This is a genomic window from Klebsiella sp. CN_Kp097 (genome assembly GCF_040064495.1).
Classification (GTDB): Bacteria; Pseudomonadota; Gammaproteobacteria; order Enterobacterales; family Enterobacteriaceae; genus Klebsiella; species Klebsiella aerogenes.
The window spans coordinates 78,915-100,434 of sequence record NZ_JBEAIL010000024.1 but is presented as its reverse complement, the minus strand read 5'-3'; the positions used below and the strand labels follow the sequence as shown (position 1 = coordinate 100,434).

The following is a 21,520-nucleotide window of genomic DNA, read 5'->3' as shown; positions in this document are numbered from 1 at the left end:
CACATCCAAAATAAATGATGGATGAATGGCTACTATAATATTATTTCACCTACTGAATCTTTATCGTCCCTGGTGGGCATAATGCACGCCCTGAAGTTAATTCCATAACCGTGAGGGATATATAACTATTACTCTCACCAACGATTTACCCTAACACAAAATGATGCCATCAATAAATTAGAAAAAATTAAAGCCCTCATTAGAAAAATTACCTTAAGAATTAAATAAATAACTTATTTAATTTCTTTCCTAAATGCTTTTGGCGAGACGCCATTATATCGCCGAAAGAATCTCGAAAAATAAGCAGCGTCAGTAAACCCTAAATAATCAGAAAGTTGTGTGATGGTCATGCTGGTATATTGCAGGTTACGCCGCGCTTCTAACATTAAGCGTCGATGTAAGACGCCTAATGCGCTGCAGCCATGAAATTCACGACACAAATAATTTAAATGCGTTGTGGAAAGCCCCACTAGCTTTGCATATTCAGCCAGCGGCAAATGTTCCCGGTAATGACTTTCAATCAGGCGGGAAAAATGGCGCATAACGCTACGTTTACGTTCGGCTTTGTCTTCTGCTATCGGTGTCGGCTGGCACTGACGATTCAACCATACCAATAACGCCCCCAGCAGCGAATGCAGCATCATTTCTCGCGCATCATGCTCCTCACAGTACTCTTCACGCAAAGCGGTAAACAGCGAGTGAATATGGCCGCGTGAGCGTTTTACCGCCACGCACTGCGGCTGTGATAGCACATCAAGCGTTCGACCAAACTGGCGTTCAAAGCGGCTCAGCAGCGGCAGTGAAAGCGACAGGACAAATCCCTGAGTACCGGGAGAAAAACGGAAGCCATGAATGCATAATGCCGGCACAACCTGAATACAGGCTTCGGTCATGACCCTCGTCGCGCCCTCAACTTCGATTTCAGCGCGCCCCTTGTGCAGATACAATAGCTGCACCATTTCGGCATGTTGATGCACGCGGATATGCCACTCATAAAGGCTGCTGCGCTGCAAAATGGATTCACAATGCAGCAGATCTGGCGTCGGCCAACCGCGCTCTTCGCCATATAATTTAAAAACAGGGATCGTACTTGCGGTCGACATGGCATCTCCGGTTTTCGTTAGCCGTTACGTTACCTGCTCCATCGGCAAACCCACATAATTTTCGGCAATCGTCGTCAGCCCTGCGCGAGACCCCAGATAGTAGCGGCGGTCGGCGGACTGCATTTTTTTATCGAAATCACTTTGTTCAGGGAAGTCATGCAGCAGGCGAGTCATAAACCAGCTGAATCTTTCACCTTTCCATACGCGGTCGAGAGCGAAGCGCGAATAGCTCGCAAGCAGGTCCGCACGGCCATGGCGATAATACTCGCGCAGGATCCGCCATAAATAATTGACATCCGACGCCGCCAGATTAAGCCCCTTCGCGCCGGTTGGCGGTACGATATGCGCAGCATCGCCGACCAGAAATAGCCGGCCATACTGCATCGGCTCGACGACATAGCTGCGCAGCGGCGCAATGCTTTTCTCAAGTGAGTGACCAGTCACTAACTTACTTGCCAGATCCTCCGGCAGACGCCGCTTTAACTCATTCCAGAAGCGTTCATCTGACCATGCTGAGACGTTATCGCTTAACGGCACCTGCAGATAATAGCGGCTGCGAGTGAGTGAGCGCTGACTACATAATACAAATCCCCGTTCGTGATGGGCGTAAATCAGCTCCGGATTTACCGGCGGCGTGTCCGCCAGCAAACCTAACCAGCCAAACGGCCACACGCTTTCATACTCTTTGAGAATGTCACGTGGAATGCTTTGCCGCGAAACGCCGTGGAAACCATCGCAACCGGCAATAAAATCGCACTCCAGGCGACACTTTTCGCCGCCGCTCACGTAAGAGACCACCGGTCGGTCGCTCTTAACATCCTCGATTGCCACCTCGCTAACGCCATAAATAATCGGCGCGCCGCTGTCGCGTCTTGCCGCCATCAGGTCACGGGTGACTTCGGTCTGGCCGTAGACCATCACGCTTTTACCGTCGGTCAACTCGCTGAGCGGTACCGGTACCCGCTGGCCTTCAAATAAAAACTCCACGCCATGATGAACCAGCCCTTCCGCATCCATCCGCTTTGCCACCCCCGCTTCGCGCAGTAGCTCGACGGTACCGTTTTCGAGGATCCCCGCCCGTATACGTCCCAGCACATATTCCGCGCTCTGACGCTCAAGGATGACGGTATGAATACCAGCGTTATGCAGCAGTTGGCCTAACAGTAGCCCCGAAGGGCCCGCGCCAATAATGGCAACCTGTGTTCTCATGGGGTACTCGCTCTCAAAGGTTAATTATTTGTTTATTTTTTGTTTACTAAAAGTTCATGGATGCATTTTTGATAACTCAAACGGGAAAAAGAAGGGATGAATGGCGGTAAAAATTGCACTTTCCAACGAAGTGACGAAAGTGTGGTGCGGTTCAAATTTCAGCCAACGCTATTGATGGAGCAATTTTTGCACATAGTTTGATCCCGCACGCCGCACACCGGGGTGAAGTTCAGGTACAAGTATCAATAGAGACGCGGACAGCAGGTACTTATGCAGGCAGATAAATCAGAGCAGCGCGCCGTCACCCGGTTGTGCATCCAGTGTGCCCTTTACTTACTCCAGCACGGTGCGGAAAGCGCGCTGGTTGAGGAGCTTTCTACCCGCCTCGGGCGGGCGTTAGGTATGGATAGCGTTGAAAGCGCTATCTCCTCCAACGCGATTGTGCTCACCACGATTAAAGACGGCGAATGTCTCACCTCCACGCGTAAAAACAGCGATCGCGGAATCAACATGCATGTGGTGACGGAGGTACAGCATATTGTGATCATGGCCGAACATAAGCTGTTGGATTACAAAGACGTCGAGAAGCGCTTCTCGCAGATCAAACCCTTACGCTACCCGCGCTGGCTACTGGTATTAATGGTCGGCCTCTCCTGCGCCTGCTTTTGTAAATTGAACAACGGCGGTTGGGATGGCGCGGTGGTTACCTTCTTCGCCAGTACCGTCGCCATGTATATTCGCCAGCTGCTAACCCACCGTTCCATGCATCCGCAGATTAATTTCTGCATTACCGCCTTCGTCGCCACCACCATTTCCGGGCTAATGCTGCGTCTGCCGGCATTTAGCGAGACGCCGACTATCGCCATGGCCGCTAGCGTGCTGTTGCTGGTTCCCGGCTTTCCGTTAATTAACGCCGTGGCCGATATGTTCAAGGGCCATATCAATACCGGGCTGGCTCGCTGGGCGATCGCCAGCCTGCTGACGCTGGCGACCTGTATCGGGGTGGTAATGGCAATGACCATGTGGGGGCTACGCGGATGGGCATAATCTCTTATCTTTTCGACCTGGCGCAGGATATGGCGCTGGCGGCCATCCCTGCTGTCGGCTTTGCGATGGTGTTCAACGTCCCACAGCGCGCGCTGCGTTGGTGCGCGTTACTGGGCGCTATCGGCCACGGCTCGCGGATGGTGATGATGAGCGCAGGCTTCAATATAGAATGGGCTACCTTTCTCGCCGCGTTACTGGTCGGCAGTATCGGCATTCAGTGGTCGCGCTGGTATCTGGCGCATCCGAAGATATTTACCGTCGCCGCGGTGATCCCAATGTTTCCGGGTATTTCGGCCTATACGGCGATGATCTCAGCCGTCAAAATCAGCCATTTTGGTTACTCCGAAGAGATGATGATTATGCTGTTGAGCAACTTTTTAAAAGCCTCCTCCATCGTCGGGGCGCTCTCTATCGGGCTGTCTATTCCCGGTCTGTGGCTCTATCGCAAACGCCCGCGCGTGTAACCGGCAGCGCTGCTTCCTGGCCTCGCACTATGCTACTATGTCAGCAATTCCCCCACTCTTTGCTGTTCAGAGTTGAGATAGCGTTATGTCTTCACGAATTTTAACCACCGACTTTTGCGGTCTTGACGATTTCGTCGAGAACCACGCGGCCAGGCTGCAAAAATCAGCCAGCGGCGCCGTCGCCGTATTTGCCAATAACGCCCCGGCGTTTTACGCGCTGACGCCGGAGCGCCTGGCGCAGCTGCTGGAGCTGGAAGCTAAACTGGCGCGCCCCACCAGCGATATCGCGCTGGATGCGCAGTTCTTTGACGAGCCGAGCGCCGCGCCCGTCGCCGTGCCGATGGGAAAATTCGCCATGTATGCCGGCTGGCAGCCGGATGCCGATTTTCAGCGTCTGGCGGCGCTGTGGGGTATCGCCCTGACGCAGCCGGTCACCCCGGAAGAACTGGCCGCCTTCGTCGCCTACTGGCAGGCGGAAGGCAAAGTTTTCCACCACGTGCAGTGGCAGCAGAAGCTGGCGCGTAGCGTGCAAATCGGCCGCGCCAGCAACGGCGGGCAGCCGAAGCGCGATGTGAACGCTATTAGCGAACCCGATAACCAGATCCCGCGAGGTTTCCGAGGATGAGCATGAAAAACGTTGGCGATCTCATGAAGCGCCTGCAAAAAATGATGCCAGCCCACGTGCAACCGGCGTTTAAAACCGGCGAAGAGCTGTTGGCCTGGCAAAAAGAGCAAGGTAGGCTGCGTTCAGAGGCGCTGGAGCGGGAAAATCGGGCGATGAAAATGCAGCGCACCTTTAATCGCTCCGGGATCCGTCCATTACATCAGAACTGTTCATTCGATAATTACCGGGTCGAAAACGATGGGCAGATGATCGCCCTATCCCGCGCCCGCCAGTACGTTGAAGAGTTTGACGGCAATATTGCGAGCTTCATCTTCTCCGGCAAGCCGGGCACCGGTAAAAATCATCTTGCCGCCGCTATCTGCAACGAGCTGCTGCTGCGCGGTAAATCGGTATTAATCATCACCGTCGCCGATATTATGTCGGCGATGAAAGATACCTTTGGTAATCGGGAAACCAGCGAAGAGCAACTGCTCAGCGACCTGAGCCGGGTCGATCTGCTGGTTATCGACGAAATCGGTATGCAAACCGAATCACGCTACGAGAAAGTGATTATCAACCAGATTGTCGATCGTCGCTCCTCCTCGAAACGCCCAACCGGCATGCTGACTAACAGTACCATGGATGAAATGAACAAACTGCTCGGCGAACGCGTTATGGATCGCATGCGCCTCGGCAATAGCCTGTGGGTGAATTTCACCTGGGATAGCTACCGCGATCGCGTTACCGGTAAAGAGTATTGAGAGATTTCCGAGCGCAAGCGGCGTTATACTGAAGAGATTCTTAAGTAACGACGAAGAGTACGTTTATGAAATCTTTGCAGACAGCTTTTTGCGCCGCTATCGCAGCCGGCGCGTTGATGGCGGCCCCTACCTACGCCGCCTCCTGGCAGGACTCGCTCAATAGCGCCGCCAGCCAGCTCGGCAGCAGTTCCCAGCAAAGCGGCGGCGGTATGTCGATGTCGTCCTTAACCAGCCTGCTCAACGGCGGCAACCAGGCGCTCACCTCCAGCAGCATGAACAATGCCGCCGGCGTTCTCTCTTATTGCGCGCAAAAAAAACTGACCTCGGTCACCAACGCCGACAACGTTAAAAACCAGGTACTGGATAAGCTTGGCCTGAGCACGCCGGAGAAACAGAAACAGGATACCGGTTATCTGGAAGGGCTACAGGGATTGCTGAGCAGTAATAACGGCCAGCAGTTGAATCTCAACACCCTGGGCAGCAGCCCGCTGGCTGAAAAAGTGAAGACCAAAGCCTGTGACCTGGTACTGAAACAGGGCGTTAACTTCCTCTCTTAAATTTCCCCGCCGATGCCGCGTTTGGCGCTTTAGCGTTGCCAGCGCGGCCGCAATCGCTATTTTTACTTTTCTGCTCCTGTTTTCCCCGGGACGACAGGATGAGACATCGTACAAAAAAGACGCTTTCTAAACCAATTCTGAATCACAGCACACTTTCATGACACTACAATTGCAGCAGAAAGGCGCTGCCATTACAGTGTAGCGTGAAAATCGATCTATCCGGCCAGCCCGCCGCTGGCGCATACGAGGGTTAGCTGTGTCAGAGTTGTTATCCATCGCCTTGTTTCTCGCCTCGGTGGTGATCTATGCCTGGAAAGCCGGTCGCAACACCTGGTGGTTCTCTGCCACCCTGGCGGTGTTGGGGCTGTTTGTTGTGCTTAATATCACCCTGTACGCCAGCGACTACTTCACCGGCGACGGTATTAACGATGCGGTACTCTATACCCTGACCAACAGCCTGACCGGCGCGGGCGTCAGTAAATATATTCTGCCGGGTATCGGTCTGGTGCTGGCGCTGGTCGCCGTATTTGGCGCTCTCGGCTGGATATTACGCCGTCGCCGGCATCATCCGCATCACTTTGGCTACAGCCTGATTGCGCTGGTACTGGCGCTGGCCTCCGTCGACGCCAGCCCGGCGTTCCGTCAAATCACCGAACTCGTGAAATCGCAATCCCGAGACGGCGATCCGGACTTCACGGCTTACTACAAAGAGCCGTCGAAAAGCATCAACAATCCGCAGCTGAATCTGGTCTATATCTACGGCGAGAGCCTGGAACGCACCTATTTCAATAACGAGGCTTTCCCCGAACTAACGCCGGAACTGGGTAAAATCAAAAGCGAAGGGCTGGATTTCAGCAACACCGCGCAGCTTCCCGGCACCGATTACACCATCGCCGGCATGGTCGCTTCCCAGTGCGGTATTCCGCTGTTCGCGCCGTTCGAAGGCAACGCTTCCGCGGCGGTATCCAGCTTCTTTCCGCAAAATATCTGTCTTGGCGATATCCTGAAAAACTCCGGTTACGAAAACTACTTTGTGCAGGGCGCCAACCTGCGTTTTGCTGGTAAAGACGTTTTCCTCAAATCTCACGGCTTCGATCACCTGTACGGCGCGGAAGAGCTGAAAACAACGGTGGCTGACCCGTCCTACCGCAACGACTGGGGCTTCTACGACGACACCGTGCTCGACGAAACGTGGAAAAAGTTCGAAGCGCTCTCCCAATCCGGCAAACGCTTTTCGCTGTTCGCTCTCACCGTCGATACCCACCACCCTGACGGCTTTATCTCACGCACCTGCGAGCGTAAACGCTATGACATGGATGGCAAAAAGAACCTCTCCTTCAGCGCCGTGGCCTGTAGCCAGGAGCACATCGCCGCGCTGATTGAAAAGATTAAGGCCTCGCCGTACTTCAAAAATACGGTCATCGTGGTTTCGTCCGATCATCTGGCGATGAAGAACACCGCCTGGGATTATCTGAACAAACAGGATCGCAGCAACCTGTTCTTTATCCTGCGCGGCGACCAGCCTCAACAGGATGTGCTGGCCGTGAAGCGTAATACCATGGATAACGGCGCAACGGTGTTGGATATTCTCGGCGGCGATAACTATATCGGCCTCGGCCGCAGCAGCCTTTCCGCAGAGTCGCTCTCCACTATCTTCATGAACATGAAAGAGAAAGTGCTGGCATGGAAACCAGATGTCATTCGTCTGTGGAATTTCCCGAAAGAGATTAAGAATTTCAGCATCGACTCGCAGAAGAACATGATCGCATTCTCCGGTAGCCACTTCCGTCTGCCGCTGCTGCTGCGGGTCTCTGATCAGCGCGTCGAGCCGATTCCGGAAAGCGAATATTCCGCGCCGCTACGCTTCCAACTGGCGGATTTCGCCCCGCGCGACAACTTCGTATGGGTCGACCGCTGCTACAAGATGGGCCAACTGTGGCGGCCGGAACTGGCGCTGTCCACCGACTGGTGCGTCTCTCAGGGTCAACTGGGCGGCGAACAAAAAGTACAGCATGTCGATAAGCCGCAGTGGCAGGGCAAAACCGCCTTTAAAGATACCGTCATTGATATGGAGCGCTATAAAGGCAACGTCGATACGTTGAAAATTGTCGATAACGATATTCGCTACAAAGCCGATAGCTTTGTGTTTAATGTCGCCGGCGCGCCGGAAGAGGTCAAACAGTTCAGCGGCATCTCGCGGCCTGAGCTGTGGGGACGCTGGTCTAATGCCCAACTCGGTGACGAGGTGAAGATTGAATATAAAGAACCGCTACCGGAAAAATTCGATCTGGTGATCACCGCCAAAGCCTTCGGCCCGAACGCCAACCAGCCAATACCGGTGCGCGTCGGGAAAAGCGAGCAAGTACTTACTTTAGCCAATGAAGTGACCACGACGACGCTGCATTTCGACAATCCGGCGCGCAGCAACACCTTAACAATCACTCCGCCGGAGCCGCAGTCCACCAACGAAGGCAATATTGTCGGCCACGCGCCGCGCCAGTTAGGCATTGGCATGGTGGATATTAAAATCGTCGGCCGCGAAGGCTAACACCTACGGCCCGGCTCCGCTGCCGGGCTAGTTCAACGGCAGGCACATCTCGTACTGCTGCAGCGCCAGCGGCGCATAGCCCGCCGATTTAAATAGCGGCGTGAAGGTTTCCGGGATGGTCACCGAAGTGCTTAATCCCGGAAATTGTTGAGCCAGCGCGAGCAGCATTTCCCGCCCCAGCCCGCGTCCGCGCGCCGCCGGCGTCAGCCATAAAAACTGTAGCTGCGGCTTACTGGCGGTGGTCGCCAGTACGGCGAAGGCCTGCTGATGCAGCGTCAACGCCCGACAGGGCAAGGTAATAAAGGTCAGCGGATCCAGCAGCCACGGCAGTTGCCCTTCCAGCTCCAGGCTTGCATGACGCAGCAGGCTCAGCAAATCATACTCATCCAGGCTGGATTCACGCGGCTCCGCTTGCCCCGCGCTGAGATAGCCGCACAGCCCGTGACGCACGGTAAAGCCCAATGACTGATACAGCGCCACCGCCCGGTGATTATCGCGGATCACCTCCAGCCACATTCGCTGTACGCCCTGAGCGCGTAAATCGGCGATAAGCGAGGTCATCAATTGTCGCCCTCGTCCTTTGCCGCGAAAGCCGGGATGAATAGCAAAAGCCGCCAGCCGCGCATCGCGCCCGCGGCGAGCGATGAGCCCGATAGCCGCCGGTTCATCTCCTGCCAGCCACACCTTAGACTGCAACAGGTTTAACCCTTCGGCGCTAAAGCGCTGTACAAACAGATCTACCGACATCGACACCGGCACCAGATAATCGGCAAAGCAGTCATTCAAAATCGTAGTCAACTGCGCGCCGCTAAACTGGACGGCAGGAACGGCGGTGAACTCCATGCATTTCTCCCTGAGGCTGCTATGCTGAGGCGATGAAAACTAACACTATAAACCCCACCATCACTTTTCGCCTGACTGAAGAAGGCGATCTGCCGCTGCTGCCCGCGCTGGAACGTTCGGCGGCACAATCCTTTGCGCGCATACCCGCTTTCGCCTGGCTGGCGGAAAGCCCGGTAATGAGCGTTGAACAGCACCGGCAATACCTGGAAACCGGCCATAGCCTGCTGGCGCTCGCTGACCACGGACCCGTCGGTTTCCTGCTGAGCGAGCCGCTGGACGATGCCCTGTTTATTGTAGAAATCTCTGTCCATCAGCAGTGGCAGGGCCAGGGTATTGGCCGCGCCCTGCTTAGCCAAACTATCGACAACGCCCGCCGCGACGGCTTCCCGGCGGTGACGCTCACCACCTTTCGCGAGGTGCCGTGGAACGCGCCATTTTATACCCGGCTGGGCTTCACCATCCTCAATGAACTGCACCTACCCGAAGGGCTGGCGGCGAAACGCGCGCTGGAAACGGAGCACGGCCTGACGGCGGAAACCCGCTGCGCGATGCGCCTTGATTTTTAGCGCCGCGAGAGGCGCCGCGCTGATTTTGTCACCGGCATATGGTACAAAGTACCATTCCCAATACATAACCTAATACATAACCTGATACCCGGAATGGCCTACTCGATCGATATCATCTCCTGCATCACCGACCGCTTTATGGCGCTGACCGCGACCGAAAAGCGTATTGCGCAGTTTATTCTCGACGACGTCGCCGCCGCGGCGGAAATGCCGATTGCCGAACTGGCGCGCCTGACCGACACCAGCCAGGCATCGGTGACGCGCTTTGCTCGTGCGCTGGGCTGTAAAGACGTACGCGAACTGAAAATGAAGCTCGCCCAGTCGCTGGCCATTGGTCAGCGCTTTATTCTCGATGTGCCGGATCTGGAAGGCGTACAGGGAATTTATGAATCGATCATCAGCGTACTGGAAACCAACCGCCGGGCGCTGGATCTTGCGGCGCTGAAACGCGCGGTGGAATGGATTAGCGACGCCCGTCAGGTGCTTGCGCTGGGTATGGGCGGCGGTTCGACCATCTGCGCGCAGGAGATCCAGTATCGCCTGTTCCGCCTCGGGTTGCCGGTAGTCAGCCAGAGCGACGGCCTTCTGGTACGCATGATGAGTTCGGCGGTGACGGCGAAAGATGTGGTGATTGTGCTGTCGCTCGGCGGCTATACCAAAGAGATGATTGAAAGCGCCGCCATCGCCCGGCAATACGGGGCGAAAATTGTCGCCATTACCCCGCCGGAAACGCCACTGGCGGCGCAGGCCGATATCGTGCTACCGCTGCTGGTGAGCGAAAACGACTATATTTTCAAGCCCAGCGCTTCACGCTATGCGATGTTGGCGATGGTAGATGTGCTGGCCACCGAACTGGCGATGGCCAATAAACCGCAGGCGAAAGACCGTCTGCGCCGCATTAAGCTGGCGCTCGACGACCACCGCGACGGCGTCGACCGACTGCCGCTCGGCGATTAATCGCCGCAGGCGGCGATAAAGCGTTGCGCCTGCTGGCGGGTACGCGCCAACGGCTGCCCGGCGCGGTAGAGATCGCTGCCTAACCCCGCCCCCGCGCAGCCCGCCTGACGCCAGCTGTGCAGGTTTTCCGGCGTCACGCCGCCGACCGCCAGCACCGGCACCTCCGGCGGCAACACCGCTTTCAGCGCGCGGATATAGTCCGGGCCGAATGCCGATGACGGAAAGATTTTCAGCCATTGCGCCCCGGCATCCAGCGCGCTAAACGCCTCGGAGGCCGTGGCACAGCCGGCGCACACCAGCATCCCCTTTTCTACCGCGCGGCGGATCACCGCCGGGGCCGTATTGGGCGTCACGATAAGTTTCGCCCCGGCTTCAGCCAGAAAATCAACCTGTTCAACCTTCAGCACCGTCCCCGCACCAATCACCGCCCGCTCGCCAAACTGGCGCACCATCGCCGGAATACTTTGCTGCCAGTCCGGCGAGTTAAGCGGAATTTCAATATAGCGAAAACCCGCCTCGATAAGTGCGGCGATATGCTCCGCCGCCTCACCAGGCTGAATACCGCGTAAAATCGCCACCAGTTTAACCTTGTCCATCAATCATCCTCGCTATACCCGAAAGAAACGCCGCCTCGCCGGAACAACAGGAAACGGCTAACCCGCGCGCCGCCATCGCCTGCTGATAACGGGCACTGAGCGAGTGCTCACCAACCAGCACCACGCGGCTGGCGCGATAGCGTTCGCTAAAGGTCGCCACCTCCGCGCCTATCAACAGCCCGGAGAGATAATCGCTCACCGAAGCCGCCGCCAATGCGCCTAACACCCGCGCGGCGCGGGCGCTAAAAAGCCCGGACAATAACGCCGGCTGATTTAACCCTTTTTCCATACCGAGGGCGAAAGCGGCTTCATCCGGCAACTGCGCAGGCAGTTGCTGACCGAGCAGCGAATGGTTAAGCAGCAGGTGATGCAGTTCGCCGGTCATCGCCGTGGCGAACTGGCGCACCACGCCGTTTTGCACCTGCACCCATTTGCAGTGGGTGCCGGGCATCACGTAACACTCCGCGGGCATCAGTTGCCAGGCGCCCAGCAGCTGCGTTTCTTCACCGCGCATCACGTCGTAATCTGCGGCCTGCGCCACTTTCAGCCCCGGCACGATCCACACGTTTTCCGCCACCTCATGTAACTGACCGTTGAGCGCCTCCAGCGCCAGCGGGCAGGCCAGATAAGGCACCGGTTGCCAACCGGCATCGCTGCCGATCATGCCCGCCATCACCACCGGCAGCGCGGGGTCGCCGCGCCACGGCGCCAGCTGCTGCTGAAATACCGCTTCGGCGCGCTGCCCGTTCAGGCGCGTGACGCCGCAGGGCAGCTTCAGCTTGTCGATGCATTCGCCATCACGCATCCGCCATGCCCGCAGCTGCGTAGAGCCCCAATCGACGGCAATATACTCGTTCATGATTGCCCCTTACCCGCGTGAGGTATGACGTTTGCCAATCGGCAGCGGCGGCGGCGTTGGGCGGCTTTCACGCTCGCGGGTAATCATCTCCAGCGCCTGCTCGCGGCTCATGCTGCTGGCCGGGGTCAGTAACGTCACCACCACCGAAGCCACCAGGCTCGTCAGTACCGCCGGAATACACGGGTTGCCCCAGAATGCCAGCCAGTCGCTATCCACCAGTACCGCAACCGATGCCCCGGCGCCGCCGGCCAGCGCGGCGACCGCGCCCTGCCAGTTAAAACGTTTCCAGAAGCGGCCAAGCATGGTGCAGATAAACATCCCGGACATAATCATCGAGATCATTTTGGTGATGTAGCTGATGATGTCGTTGGAGGTCAGGGCAAACAGCAGCGCCAGCGCAATCACCAGAACCAGGAAGATCCGCGACAGGCGAATCGCTTTCTCCGGCGCGGGCATATGGCCGGTCACCAGGGTGTAGAGGTCGCGCAGCATGATGGACACCGCGGCGATGGCATCAGAGCTGCCGGAAGACATATTGGCCGACATCCCGGCAATCAGGATCGCCATCGCCAGCACCGGCGGCAGCACCTGAGTGGCAAACAAGAAAGCGAAGCCGCTGTTTTCCAGCTGCGGGTTCATGGTCCATACCGCCATACCGATGATCGCCGGCAGGAAAGAGAAGCCCAGATACAGCAGGCCGGTAATGGTAAAGGACTGGCGCACCGAGGAGACGGTCTTCGCCGAGTAAATACGCTGGCGATAAGAAGGCGTCGCCAGCACGCCGACGCCGATCACCATCGCCAATGATAGCGCCGGCAACACGCCTAATTTATCGACCGCGAACAGGCTTTGCGCCGCCGGATCGACGGCCTGCTGAATATGGCTCCAGCCGCCAACGTGATGAACCGCCAGCACCGCCATTAAAATAAAGCCGACGAACAGCACGATCGATTGAATGGTATCGATCCACACCACCGCGGAATAGCCGCCGATACCGACATAAACCACAAAAGCCAGCGCGATAATAATTTTCGCGACATTAATATCAATGCCGCTGGCCCACGCCAGATATAATCCGCCGCCTAATATATGCGCTCCCAGCCAGCCGATAGAGGCAATAAAAATAAGTATCGCGACGAGGTTTTTAATAATTTTACTGCCGCCGGTGTAATACGACATTTCTTCACTCATGGTCATGAAGCGAAGTTTACGTACCGGTGCGAATAACCATGCCACCAGCAGGATCCCCACCGCGCCGCCAAGGCCGTAAAGCATCCCGGCCCAGCCGTTGCTGTAGCCAAAGCCGACGGCGCCGACGCTGGAGCCGGTCCCCACCATGGTGCCGACCGTCGAACCGAGAGTGAGGATCATCGGCAGCGAACGACCGCCAAGTAAAAAGTCTTCGCCGGTTTTCTGTTTGCGCGAAACGTACCAACCTAAAGTAATCATCGCGCAGGCATAAACGGAAAACCAAATCATAAATGACATATTATTCATGGCTCACATCCAGACGTAATAAATAATATTCGTGCCGCTGAATATTATGAGTTAACAGGAACCATGCCTGAAAAAAGGCATAGCGAACCCAGTGGCACCGATTTATTTATTCACTCTGGTGCCGATATCACATTTTTTTGATGATCCCTCCCGGAAAGGGAGGGAATTATTTTTTTGCCGTCAGGCGTTATTGTCGCGCAGCGTTAAAACAGGTCACATCCACTTCAACTTTGCAATCCACCACCAGGTCCGCCACGCAGCAAATGCGCGCTGGCGGATTATCGCCAAAGAACTCGCGAAATACCTTATTGAACGACTGGAAATAGCGCGCGTCGGTGAGGATCACTTTCACGTGTACCACGTCCGCCAGGCCATAACCGGCTTCGCTCATGATGTCGACGCAGTTCTGGATCGCCAGCCGCGATTGTTCGACGATGCCGCCTTCCACGACTTCGCCATTTTTCATCGGCGTCTGCCCGGAGACATATAGCCAGCCGCCGGCTTCCACCGCGCGGGCAAACGGCAGATGCTGACCGCCGGTGCCGGTACCGCCTTCTACGCCATAACGTTTGATACTCATACTCAACTCCTTAGTCCATCCGACGGCGCAGGAAACGCCCTGCCCGCCCGGTAATTTTCTTATCACTGCCGTAGCTCATCACGCCGTTGACCATCACCGCCTCAATGCCGTCCGCCGGTCGTTTCGGATCGGAGAAACTGGCGACATCGCGCACCGTCTGCGGGTCAAACAGCACCAGGTCGGCAAAGTAGCCAATTTTCACCAGCCCGCGATCCGCCAACTGGAAGCGCGCCGCCGACAGCCCGGTCATCTTGTGTACCGCGGTAGTCAGCGGGAATAGCTGCTCGTCGCGGCTATAGTGGCCGAGTACCCGCGGGAAGGCGCCCCACAGGCGCGGATGCGGCATCGGATCGTTCGGCAGCCCGTCAGAGCCAATCATGGTGACCGGATAGCGCATCACTCGCCGTACGTCCTGCTCATCCATGTTGTAGTAGATAGCGCCCGCCGGCATCAGCCGCGCCGCGGCGTCGTGCAGGCTCACCTGCCACTCATCGGCGATCTGCTGCAGCGTTTTCCCCGCCTGCTCCGGCTGCGCTTCGGACCAGGTGATCACGATATCAAACTCATCGGTCACCTGTTTCATATCCAGCGTCGACGAGCTGGCGGAGTAGGGATAACAGTCGCAGGCGATATCCTGCTGCTGGCGCATCTCATCGAAAAACGCCAGCGTTTCTTTGGTACGCCCCCAGTTTTTCGCCCCGGCGCACTTGTGGTGTGAAACCACCACCGGCACGTTGCCGTGGCGGCCGATGCGGAAGGCTTCATCCAACGCCTCGAGAATCGGCTCAAACTCTGAACGTAAATGGGTGGTATAGACGCCCTTCCCGGCTGCCAGCTCTTCCGCCAGCGCCATCACCTCTTCGGTAGTCGACTGGAAGGCGCTGGCGTAGGCCAGCCCGGTACTGAGCCCTAATGCACCCTGGCGCAGCGCATCGCGTAGCTGTACGCGCATGCCGGCGATTTCCGTCTCGCTCGCCGGACGAAACAGATCGTCCATATGGTTATTACGCAGCGCGGTGTGACCGATTAGCGTGCCGACGTTCAACGACGGTCGCGCCGCTTCCACCGCGTGGGCATAAGCCTCCACGGTGGGATAGATAAAGTGCTGCTGCTCGCCGAGGAGATTCATCGGGTCCGGCACTTCCCCGCGCATGGTGGCGGTTGCCGCGCTGATCCCGCAGTTGCCGACGATCACCGTCGTCACCCCCTGGCTGAGTTTCGGCAAGTACTCAGGCATACGGATAACGTTGATATCATCATGGGTATGCACATCAATAAAGCCCGGCGCCAGTACCCGCCCCTGGCCATCAATCACCTGCTCCGCCGCGACATCCAGCGCCGGGGCGATAGCCATTATTCGGTCGCCCTTCACCGCCACATCAGCACGGTATTGCGGCCCGCCGCTCCCGTCGATCACCGTGACGTTTTTGAAAAGCCAGTCAACTTTCATAGCAATTACTCCCTTTCGACATGCCGATAAGTTAACCATTTACAAGCGCAAAAAACAGTGGAAAACTACGCAAAACCCAGATCATTTTGTGATACTTTTATTCAAAACGAATAACATTTTTATATTAAAAATATATTTATCAAATAGTTATAAATGATACCAAGAGACTAACCGATTATAACCCCTGAAAGGATAGTGTTATGAAATACCATTCAGCACCGCTCATCCCGCACAAATCCGCCCTCATGTCCGCGCCGGCTAATCTGCTGGCGGAAGAGGTCTGTCTACCCGCCGCGCTGCTAAAAAAGTCGGCGCTGGAAAATAATATTTCATGGATGCAGCGTTACGCCGACGCCCGCGGGGTGTCGCTGGCGCCGCATGGCAAAACGACAATGACGCCATGGATTTTTCAGGCGCAGCAGCGAGCGGGAGCGTGGGGGATTGGCGTGGGTAGCGCCTGGCAGGCCAGCGCGGCGATGGCCAGCGGCATCCAACGCGTCCTGATGGTCAATCAGCTGGTCGGCAAGGCCAATATGCAGGTGGTCGCGCAGCTAAAAGCCCACTATCGGGCAGTGGATTTTATCTGCTGCGTCGATAGCGAGGCTAACGTACGCACCCTCTCCGCATTCTTCGCCGCCCAGGGACAAACGCTGGATGTGCTGATTGAACTTGGCGTGCCGGGCGGGCGCTGCGGCTGTCGTAGCGTTGATGACGCGCTGGCGCTGGCGCAGCGGGTAAGCGACCTGCCGGGGTTACGGCTACGCGGACTGGAATTGTATGAAGGAGTGCTGCACGGCGACGATCCACAACCGCAGGTGGAAGCGTTATTACAACAGGCCGCGGCGCTTGCCTGCCGCATGGAGCCGCTGGTTGACGGCGAATTTATTCTCACCGGCGCGGGCACCGTCTGGTATGACGTGGTGTGCAACATCTGGCTGGCGGCGGCAAAACCGCGCCGCTGCCGTATCGTCATCCGCCCTGGCTGTTATATCACCCACGATCGCGGGATCTACGATCTCGCACAACAAGAGCTGATCGCCCGCGATCCGATTGCCTGCGATCTCGCCGGCGATCTTACATCAGCGCTGGAGCTGATGGCGATGGTGCAATCGGTGCCTGAGGCGGATCGCGCGGTGGTAAACTTCGGCAAGCGCGACTGCGCCTTCGACGCCGGGCTGCCGCAGCCGATCGCCCATTATCGTAACGGCCAGCAGTTAGCGCTGCGCGCGGAGTCGATCGTCAGTATCGGCATCATGGATCAGCACTGCATGCTGCGCCTGGCGCCGGGCAGCGATGTGCAGGTCGGCGATATTCTGCTGTTCGGCACTTCGCACCCCTGTCTGACCTTTGATAAGTGGAAGACGTTGCTGCTGGTCGATGACGACTACAACGTGCTGGACGAGCTCGACACGCTGTTTTGACAGGCATCCCCGGTGGCGGCGCTTCGCGCCTTACCCGGGCTACACAACCCGCGACGTTCGGTAGCCGGCTAAGCGTAGCGCAAGCAGGGGGATGCCCCAGTGGCGGCGCTTCGCGCCTTACCCCGGCTACACAACCCGCGACGTTCGGTAGCCCGGCTAAGCGTAGCGCAAGCCGGGGGATGTCCCGGGTGGCGGCGCTTCGCGCCTTATCCACCCTGGCGCAAAGCGCAAATCTCATCATGCAATGAACGGCTGATGGCGACCCCCTGCCGCTCACTCTGCTGGCGGCAGGCGAAACGCCGCTCGCCCGGCAGCCGCGCGCCCTGATCCTGCATCGCATTGAACAGCGTTTCGGCGCGCTCCAGCTGCTCTTGTGCCTGCGCGCCGAGAAAGCGCTGCGGATCCAGCGCCAGGATAAGCTCGCCGCCGTAGGGGAGACCTCCCGCGCCGTTATCCCACGCCAGCGATTCGGCGCTGGTCATATCGCCAATAAGCGGCCCGGCCAGCAGCTCAACCATTGCCGCCAGCGCCGAGCCCTTATGGCCGCCAAAGGTTAACATCGCGCCGTTCAGCACCTCTGCGGCATCGGTCGTTGGCTGTCCCTGACTGTCGATCCCCCATCCTTGCGGTAGCGCTTTGCCGGCGCGCTGATGCAGCTGGATCTCGCCGCGCGCCGCGGCGCTGGTCGCCATATCAACAATAAACGGCGGTTTGTCCCGCCGCGGCCAGCCAAAAGCGATAGGATTGGTACCGAACAGCGGACGCGTGCCGCCCGCCGGGGCGACCCAGGCGTGGCTTGGCGTGCAGGCCAGCCCCACCAGCCCTGCCTCGGTCAACGGCTCAATATCGGCAAACAGCGCGGAAAAATGGACGCAGCGGTTAATCGCCAACGCCGCAATCCCGCTGTGCCGCGCCTTCTCCAGCAGTAACGGCAGCGCGCGCTCGTAGGCCAGCAGCGAAAAAGCGCCGCCGGCGTCCGCCCGCGCAATCGCCGGCGCCTGATCGTGGATTTGCGGCTCGGCATCAGGCGATACCTTACCTTTACGCAAGGTATCGACAATGCCCAACAGCCGCCACAGGCCGTGGGAAGCGCAGCCGTCGCGCTCCCCGGCGGCTACATTACGTGCAATGGCCGCCGCGTGGTCGGCGCTAAATCCATTGGCGCTGAGTACCTCCAGCGCCAGGTCATAAGCTTCAGGTAACGATAGAGTTACCGACTCCATACTGTTCTCCTTTACTCTTCTTCGTCTCCGCTAAAGTTAGCCTGCGGCAGGCAGCTGCGCGCCCCCCAGTAGTAAATCCCCAACGACATCGCCGCCACCAGCACCGTATCCCAGGGGTGACCGATAACATTAAGCCCGCCGAAGCTGCCCAGCCAGGAAAAGAGGATAATCAACGCATAAAAAACGATCAGCCACAGCGAAGACTTCACCTGCTGCGCCAGGCTCACGGTATGTTCCGGCACCTTACCTTTGCACATCACGTAGACGACAAACATCACGATTTGCAGCCCCAACAGCCACGAGAGCGTATTCCAGCCGGACCAGTAGACAATCAGCGCCGAGATCATAAACGATACCGGGCCGATGATGCCGAAGGCGCGCACGCGGAAAGGCCGCGGTAGATCCGGCGCGTTGCGGCGCAGCCCGGCGGCGGTCACCGGGGCGATGGCGTAGCTCAGCACCAGGGCTGCCGATACCACGCTAATGAGCTGTTCCCAGGAGGGGAACGGCAGCGTCCAGAAAATCGACAGCCCAAAGGTCAGCCATAGCGCCGGGCGCGGAATCCCGGACGCTTTATCAATATGGGTAAAGGCCTTAAAGAAAGTACCCGCCTTCGCCCAGCCGTAGATCACCCGCGGCGTCGCGTTCATATAGATATTGCCGGTGCCGCTCGGGGAGATAATCGCATCGCTTATCACCATAAAGGCCAGCCAACCCATGCCGAGGGTAATGGCGATATCGCGATACGGCAGCGAGAACTGTTTGCTCACCTCGGCCCAGCCGCCGTTCAGCATCTCGGTGGGGATACTGCCAAGGAACGCCAGCTGCAGCAGCACGTAGATAATCGTCGACAGCACCACTGATAAAATCAACGCAATAGGGATAGTGCGCTGCGGCTTTTGTACTTCGCTGGCTACCGAGATAATCGGCGTCAATCCCAGATAAGCGAAGATAATTCCCCCCGCGCTGATCGCCGCTTCCACCCCGGACATGCCGAATGGCGCAATCCCCTGAGCGTGCAGGTTCTCCGGTTTAAAGAAGGCGAACAGCGTCACCACCACCAGCAGCGGCACCAGAAACTTGAGCACGCTGATGAAGTTGTTCGATCGGGCGAAGGTCTTAACGCTGTAGTAGTTAAGCGCAAAGAAGAAACAGAGCAGCAGGAACTGCACCACCCACCCCAGCAGCGTCGGCGAACTGGAGCCCGGTTGGGTCAGCGCCGGAAACCAGGCGGCGGCATATTGCCGGGCGGCGACAATTTCAATCGAGATCAGGCTGGAGAAAGCGATCAGGGTGATGAACCCCAGCAGATAGCCCATCAGCTCACCGTGGGAAAAGACCGGGTAGCGAATAATGCCGCCGGCGCGCGGCAGCGCCGCCCCCAGCTCGCAGTAGACAATCCCCAGCAGCAGCACCGCAAAGCCGCCGATCACCCACGATGCGATCCCGGCCGGACCAGCGATGGATGCGACGTGACTGGCAGCGAATAACCATCCGGAGCCGAAAATTGCCCCCAGGCCGATAAAGGTGAGATCGGTTAGGGTCAGCTGTTTTTTAAACTTACCCGACTCTGCAACGCGGGTTTGACTGTTATGCGTAGAGTGAATGGTCATGGTGATGCCCTTGCGTCAATGAGAGGAGGAAATCGCTTCCCGGGTCCACTGGCCGTTGACCAGGCGCAGCAGGTTCAAAGGGTTCGCATCCTGCAGCGCCGGCGGTAACAGGGCGGCGGGCGCGTTCTGCAGACAGACCGGGCGCAGAAAGCGTTCAATCGCCCGGCTGCCGACCGAGGTCCCGCGTGCGTCGGTGGTCGCCGGCCACGGGCCGCCGTGGACCATCGCATCGCACACTTCCACGCCGGTGGGATAACCGTTAAACAGCACCCGTCCGGCCTTCTCACAAAGCAGCGGTAGAAGGCTCGCCGCCAGCGGGCCGTCATCCGCCTCGGCATGCAGCGTCGCGGTGAGCTGACCCTGCAGCGCTTTCACCACCGCCTGCAGCTGGGCCACGTCGTCCACTTCCACCAGTAGCGATAACGGGCCGAAAACTTCGGTCTGCAGCAGCGTATCCTGCGCCAACAGATCCTCGACCTGAGCCTGCCACAGCAGGGTCTGCGCCTGCCCGGCGCCGGCGGCGATGCCGCTCGCCAACTTCTCGATACGCGGGTGCGCCGCAAGCGCCGCCACGCCCTGACGGTAGTGCTGAAGGGTCGGCACATTGAGCAACACCTGCGGCGGGGAGCCCGCTACCGCCGCGCACAGCGCCGACTTAAAGCGTTCCAGCCCGGCGCCGCGCAGCGCCAGAATCAGCCCCGGACGGGTACAGAACTGGCCGCCGCCGAGGGTGAATGACGCCACCAGCTCGTTTGCCAGCGCCTCGGCCCGCGTCTGCAGCGCCTGCGGCAGAATAATCAATGGGTTAATCGCCGACATTTCAGCAAACAGCGGAATTGGCTGCGGGCGCTGCTGCGCCAGCTGATACAGCGCCTTACCGCCGGCCAACGAACCGGTAAAGCCAACGGCCTGAATCGCCGGATGACGGACCAATTCGGCGCCGATATCGGTCCCGAAAATCATATTGAATACGCCGCCGGGTAAACCGCACCGTACCACCGCCCTGACGATCGCCTCGGCGGTCAGCTCGGCGGTGGCCATATGGCCCGGATGGGCCTTCACCACCACCGGGCAGCCAGCCGCCAGCGCCGAGGCGGTATCGCCGCCAGCGGTAGAAAAGGCCAACGGAAAGTTGCTGGCGCCAAACACCGCCACCGGCCCTAACGCCTGCTGATACTGGCGCAGGTCCGGGCGCGGCAGCGGCTGACGGTCGGCTAAGGCGGTATCAATACGGGCGGCGAAGGTATCGCCGCGCAGGATCACGCCAGCAAACATCCGCAACTGGCCGCTGGTGCGCGCCCGTTCTCCCTGTAGCCGCGCCAGCGGCAGCGCGGTCTCCTGCCCGGCGATAGCAAAAAACGCCTCGCCCAGCGCATCCAGTTCATCAGCAATGGCGTTGAGAAAGCGCGCCCGCTGCTGCGGCGTGGTTTGTGAATAGACGGCAAAGGCCTCCTGCGCGGCTTCTGCGGCCTGAGCGGCTTCCTCACAGGAAGCCGGATAAAAGCGGTGGCCGGTGGCTTCGCCGTCCACCGCCCGCAGGCTCAATAGCGTCGCCTCACCGCTGGCAATACGGCGTCCGGCGATAAACTGCCGTCCCGCCATGGTCTGAGATGCATTCATAT

The 21,520-nt window shown here is 58.1% G+C and carries 21 protein-coding genes; 10 read left to right on the top strand and 11 right to left on the bottom strand.

Annotation, left to right across the window (positions count from 1 at the left end):
* Positions 1-233 precede the first annotated feature (233 nt).
* Both ABLV07_RS19935 and pobA read right to left on the bottom strand, forming a co-directional pair.
* Complete coding sequence (locus ABLV07_RS19935) at positions 234-1,103, bottom strand: helix-turn-helix domain-containing protein (RefSeq protein ID WP_348853825.1); 870 nt, start codon at positions 1,101-1,103, stop codon at positions 234-236.
* Positions 1,104-1,127: 24 nt separating this feature from the next.
* Positions 1,128-2,312, bottom strand: coding sequence for a 4-hydroxybenzoate 3-monooxygenase (gene pobA, locus ABLV07_RS19930; protein WP_020079676.1), 1,185 nt, complete (start codon positions 2,310-2,312; stop codon positions 1,128-1,130).
* Positions 2,313-2,582: 270 nt separating this feature from the next.
* Here pobA and ABLV07_RS19925 point away from each other — a divergent pair, with 270 nt between their 5' ends.
* The 6 genes from ABLV07_RS19925 (at position 2,583) to opgB (ending at position 8,293) form a co-directional block, all read left to right on the top strand.
* On the top strand, positions 2,583-3,359 hold the full coding sequence (locus tag ABLV07_RS19925; protein ID WP_015368403.1) for a threonine/serine exporter ThrE family protein: 777 nt from the start codon (positions 2,583-2,585) through the stop codon (positions 3,357-3,359).
* Positions 3,350-3,823 carry a threonine/serine exporter gene (locus tag ABLV07_RS19920; protein ID WP_015704312.1) on the top strand — a complete coding sequence of 158 codons (474 nt, stop codon included), beginning with the start codon at positions 3,350-3,352 and terminating at the stop codon, positions 3,821-3,823. Before ABLV07_RS19925 ends, ABLV07_RS19920 begins: the two co-directional genes overlap by 10 nt.
* Positions 3,824-3,908: 85 nt before the next feature.
* Positions 3,909-4,448 (top strand): primosomal protein DnaT, encoded by a 540-nt coding sequence (gene dnaT, locus ABLV07_RS19915; protein WP_015368405.1) that lies wholly within the window; start codon positions 3,909-3,911, stop codon positions 4,446-4,448.
* Positions 4,449-4,450: 2 nt separating this feature from the next.
* Entirely contained in the window at positions 4,451-5,188 is a 738-nt protein-coding gene (dnaC, locus tag ABLV07_RS19910) for a DNA replication protein DnaC (RefSeq protein ID WP_015368406.1), read from the top strand.
* A 65-nt stretch (positions 5,189-5,253) separates the two neighbouring features.
* Positions 5,254-5,745 carry a DUF2501 domain-containing protein gene (locus tag ABLV07_RS19905; RefSeq protein WP_045411694.1) on the top strand — a complete coding sequence of 164 codons (492 nt, stop codon included), beginning with the start codon at positions 5,254-5,256 and terminating at the stop codon, positions 5,743-5,745.
* A gap of 256 nt (positions 5,746-6,001) precedes the next feature.
* Complete coding sequence (gene opgB / locus ABLV07_RS19900; RefSeq protein ID WP_348853822.1) at positions 6,002-8,293, top strand: phosphatidylglycerol--membrane-oligosaccharide glycerophosphotransferase; 2,292 nt, start codon at positions 6,002-6,004, stop codon at positions 8,291-8,293.
* A gap of 27 nt (positions 8,294-8,320) precedes the next feature.
* Here the strand turns inward: opgB and ABLV07_RS19895 are convergent, their stop codons facing one another.
* The gene (locus ABLV07_RS19895) at positions 8,321-9,136 is read right to left on the bottom strand and encodes a GNAT family N-acetyltransferase (protein ID WP_058655215.1); all 816 of its coding nucleotides are present in this window, start codon (positions 9,134-9,136) and stop codon (positions 8,321-8,323) included.
* Between the two features lie 32 nt (positions 9,137-9,168).
* Between ABLV07_RS19895 and ABLV07_RS19890 the strand changes: the two genes are divergently transcribed.
* Complete coding sequence (locus tag ABLV07_RS19890) at positions 9,169-9,702, top strand: GNAT family N-acetyltransferase (protein ID WP_032713259.1); 534 nt, start codon at positions 9,169-9,171, stop codon at positions 9,700-9,702.
* A gap of 93 nt (positions 9,703-9,795) precedes the next feature.
* A complete protein-coding gene (locus ABLV07_RS19885) occupies positions 9,796-10,659 on the top strand; it encodes a MurR/RpiR family transcriptional regulator (protein WP_015368411.1) in 864 nt (287 codons plus the stop codon).
* Here ABLV07_RS19885 and ABLV07_RS19880 read toward each other — a convergent pair.
* From ABLV07_RS19880 to ABLV07_RS19860, 5 genes are all read right to left on the bottom strand, one after another.
* Positions 10,656-11,255 carry a 2-dehydro-3-deoxy-6-phosphogalactonate aldolase gene (locus ABLV07_RS19880; protein WP_047045118.1) on the bottom strand — a complete coding sequence of 200 codons (600 nt, stop codon included), beginning with the start codon at positions 11,253-11,255 and terminating at the stop codon, positions 10,656-10,658. The genes ABLV07_RS19885 and ABLV07_RS19880 overlap by 4 nt on opposite strands.
* The gene (locus tag ABLV07_RS19875) at positions 11,242-12,114 is read right to left on the bottom strand and encodes a 2-dehydro-3-deoxygalactonokinase (RefSeq protein ID WP_047045115.1); all 873 of its coding nucleotides are present in this window, start codon (positions 12,112-12,114) and stop codon (positions 11,242-11,244) included. Before ABLV07_RS19875 ends, ABLV07_RS19880 begins: the two co-directional genes overlap by 14 nt.
* 9 nt (positions 12,115-12,123) lie before the next feature.
* Positions 12,124-13,611 (bottom strand): sodium:solute symporter family protein, encoded by a 1,488-nt coding sequence (locus ABLV07_RS19870; protein ID WP_015368414.1) that lies wholly within the window; start codon positions 13,609-13,611, stop codon positions 12,124-12,126.
* A 187-nt stretch (positions 13,612-13,798) separates the two neighbouring features.
* Positions 13,799-14,191 (bottom strand): RidA family protein, encoded by a 393-nt coding sequence (locus ABLV07_RS19865; protein ID WP_015368415.1) that lies wholly within the window; start codon positions 14,189-14,191, stop codon positions 13,799-13,801.
* A gap of 10 nt (positions 14,192-14,201) precedes the next feature.
* Complete coding sequence (locus ABLV07_RS19860; RefSeq protein ID WP_047045113.1) at positions 14,202-15,641, bottom strand: D-aminoacylase; 1,440 nt, start codon at positions 15,639-15,641, stop codon at positions 14,202-14,204.
* Here ABLV07_RS19860 and ABLV07_RS19855 point away from each other — a divergent pair.
* Positions 15,619-15,798 carry a hypothetical protein gene (locus ABLV07_RS19855; protein ID WP_042929906.1) on the top strand — a complete coding sequence of 60 codons (180 nt, stop codon included), beginning with the start codon at positions 15,619-15,621 and terminating at the stop codon, positions 15,796-15,798. The genes ABLV07_RS19860 and ABLV07_RS19855 overlap by 23 nt on opposite strands.
* 43 nt (positions 15,799-15,841) lie before the next feature.
* Complete coding sequence (locus ABLV07_RS19850) at positions 15,842-17,062, top strand: amino acid deaminase (protein WP_047045110.1); 1,221 nt, start codon at positions 15,842-15,844, stop codon at positions 17,060-17,062.
* A 206-nt stretch (positions 17,063-17,268) separates the two neighbouring features.
* Here the strand turns inward: ABLV07_RS19850 and ABLV07_RS19845 are convergent, their stop codons facing one another.
* The 3 genes from ABLV07_RS19845 to ABLV07_RS19835 are packed head-to-tail and all read right to left on the bottom strand — an operon-like array spanning position 17,269 to position 21,518.
* Complete coding sequence (locus ABLV07_RS19845) at positions 17,269-18,285, bottom strand: Ldh family oxidoreductase (protein ID WP_047045107.1); 1,017 nt, start codon at positions 18,283-18,285, stop codon at positions 17,269-17,271.
* 11 nt (positions 18,286-18,296) lie between these two features.
* The gene (locus ABLV07_RS19840) at positions 18,297-19,898 is read right to left on the bottom strand and encodes an APC family permease (RefSeq protein ID WP_015704301.1); all 1,602 of its coding nucleotides are present in this window, start codon (positions 19,896-19,898) and stop codon (positions 18,297-18,299) included.
* 15 nt (positions 19,899-19,913) lie between these two features.
* Complete coding sequence (locus ABLV07_RS19835) at positions 19,914-21,518, bottom strand: aldehyde dehydrogenase (NADP(+)) (protein ID WP_348853821.1); 1,605 nt, start codon at positions 21,516-21,518, stop codon at positions 19,914-19,916.
* Positions 21,519-21,520 lie beyond the last annotated feature (2 nt).

Excerpts from the sequence above, each read along its gene's own strand:
- ABLV07_RS19935 (WP_348853825.1), bottom strand. The coding sequence starts at position 1,103 with ATGTCGACCGCAAGTACGATCCCTGTTTTTAAATTATATGGCGAAGAG.
- pobA (WP_020079676.1), bottom strand. The coding sequence starts at position 2,312 with ATGAGAACACAGGTTGCCATTATTGGCGCGGGCCCTTCGGGGCTACTG.
- ABLV07_RS19925 (WP_015368403.1), top strand. The coding sequence starts at position 2,583 with ATGCAGGCAGATAAATCAGAGCAGCGCGCCGTCACCCGGTTGTGCATC.
- ABLV07_RS19920 (WP_015704312.1), top strand. The coding sequence starts at position 3,350 with ATGGGCATAATCTCTTATCTTTTCGACCTGGCGCAGGATATGGCGCTG.
- dnaT (WP_015368405.1), top strand. The coding sequence starts at position 3,909 with ATGTCTTCACGAATTTTAACCACCGACTTTTGCGGTCTTGACGATTTC.
- dnaC (WP_015368406.1), top strand. The coding sequence starts at position 4,451 with ATGAAAAACGTTGGCGATCTCATGAAGCGCCTGCAAAAAATGATGCCA.
- ABLV07_RS19905 (WP_045411694.1), top strand. The coding sequence starts at position 5,254 with ATGAAATCTTTGCAGACAGCTTTTTGCGCCGCTATCGCAGCCGGCGCG.
- ABLV07_RS19895 (WP_058655215.1), bottom strand. The coding sequence starts at position 9,136 with ATGGAGTTCACCGCCGTTCCTGCCGTCCAGTTTAGCGGCGCGCAGTTG.
- ABLV07_RS19890 (WP_032713259.1), top strand. The coding sequence starts at position 9,169 with ATGAAAACTAACACTATAAACCCCACCATCACTTTTCGCCTGACTGAA.
- ABLV07_RS19885 (WP_015368411.1), top strand. The coding sequence starts at position 9,796 with ATGGCCTACTCGATCGATATCATCTCCTGCATCACCGACCGCTTTATG.
- ABLV07_RS19880 (WP_047045118.1), bottom strand. The coding sequence starts at position 11,255 with ATGGACAAGGTTAAACTGGTGGCGATTTTACGCGGTATTCAGCCTGGT.
- ABLV07_RS19875 (WP_047045115.1), bottom strand. The coding sequence starts at position 12,114 with ATGAACGAGTATATTGCCGTCGATTGGGGCTCTACGCAGCTGCGGGCA.
- ABLV07_RS19870 (WP_015368414.1), bottom strand. The coding sequence starts at position 13,611 with ATGAATAATATGTCATTTATGATTTGGTTTTCCGTTTATGCCTGCGCG.
- ABLV07_RS19865 (WP_015368415.1), bottom strand. The coding sequence starts at position 14,191 with ATGAGTATCAAACGTTATGGCGTAGAAGGCGGTACCGGCACCGGCGGT.
- ABLV07_RS19860 (WP_047045113.1), bottom strand. The coding sequence starts at position 15,641 with ATGAAAGTTGACTGGCTTTTCAAAAACGTCACGGTGATCGACGGGAGC.
- ABLV07_RS19850 (WP_047045110.1), top strand. The coding sequence starts at position 15,842 with ATGAAATACCATTCAGCACCGCTCATCCCGCACAAATCCGCCCTCATG.
- ABLV07_RS19845 (WP_047045107.1), bottom strand. The coding sequence starts at position 18,285 with ATGGAGTCGGTAACTCTATCGTTACCTGAAGCTTATGACCTGGCGCTG.
- ABLV07_RS19840 (WP_015704301.1), bottom strand. The coding sequence starts at position 19,898 with ATGACCATTCACTCTACGCATAACAGTCAAACCCGCGTTGCAGAGTCG.
- ABLV07_RS19835 (WP_348853821.1), bottom strand. The coding sequence starts at position 21,518 with ATGAATGCATCTCAGACCATGGCGGGACGGCAGTTTATCGCCGGACGC.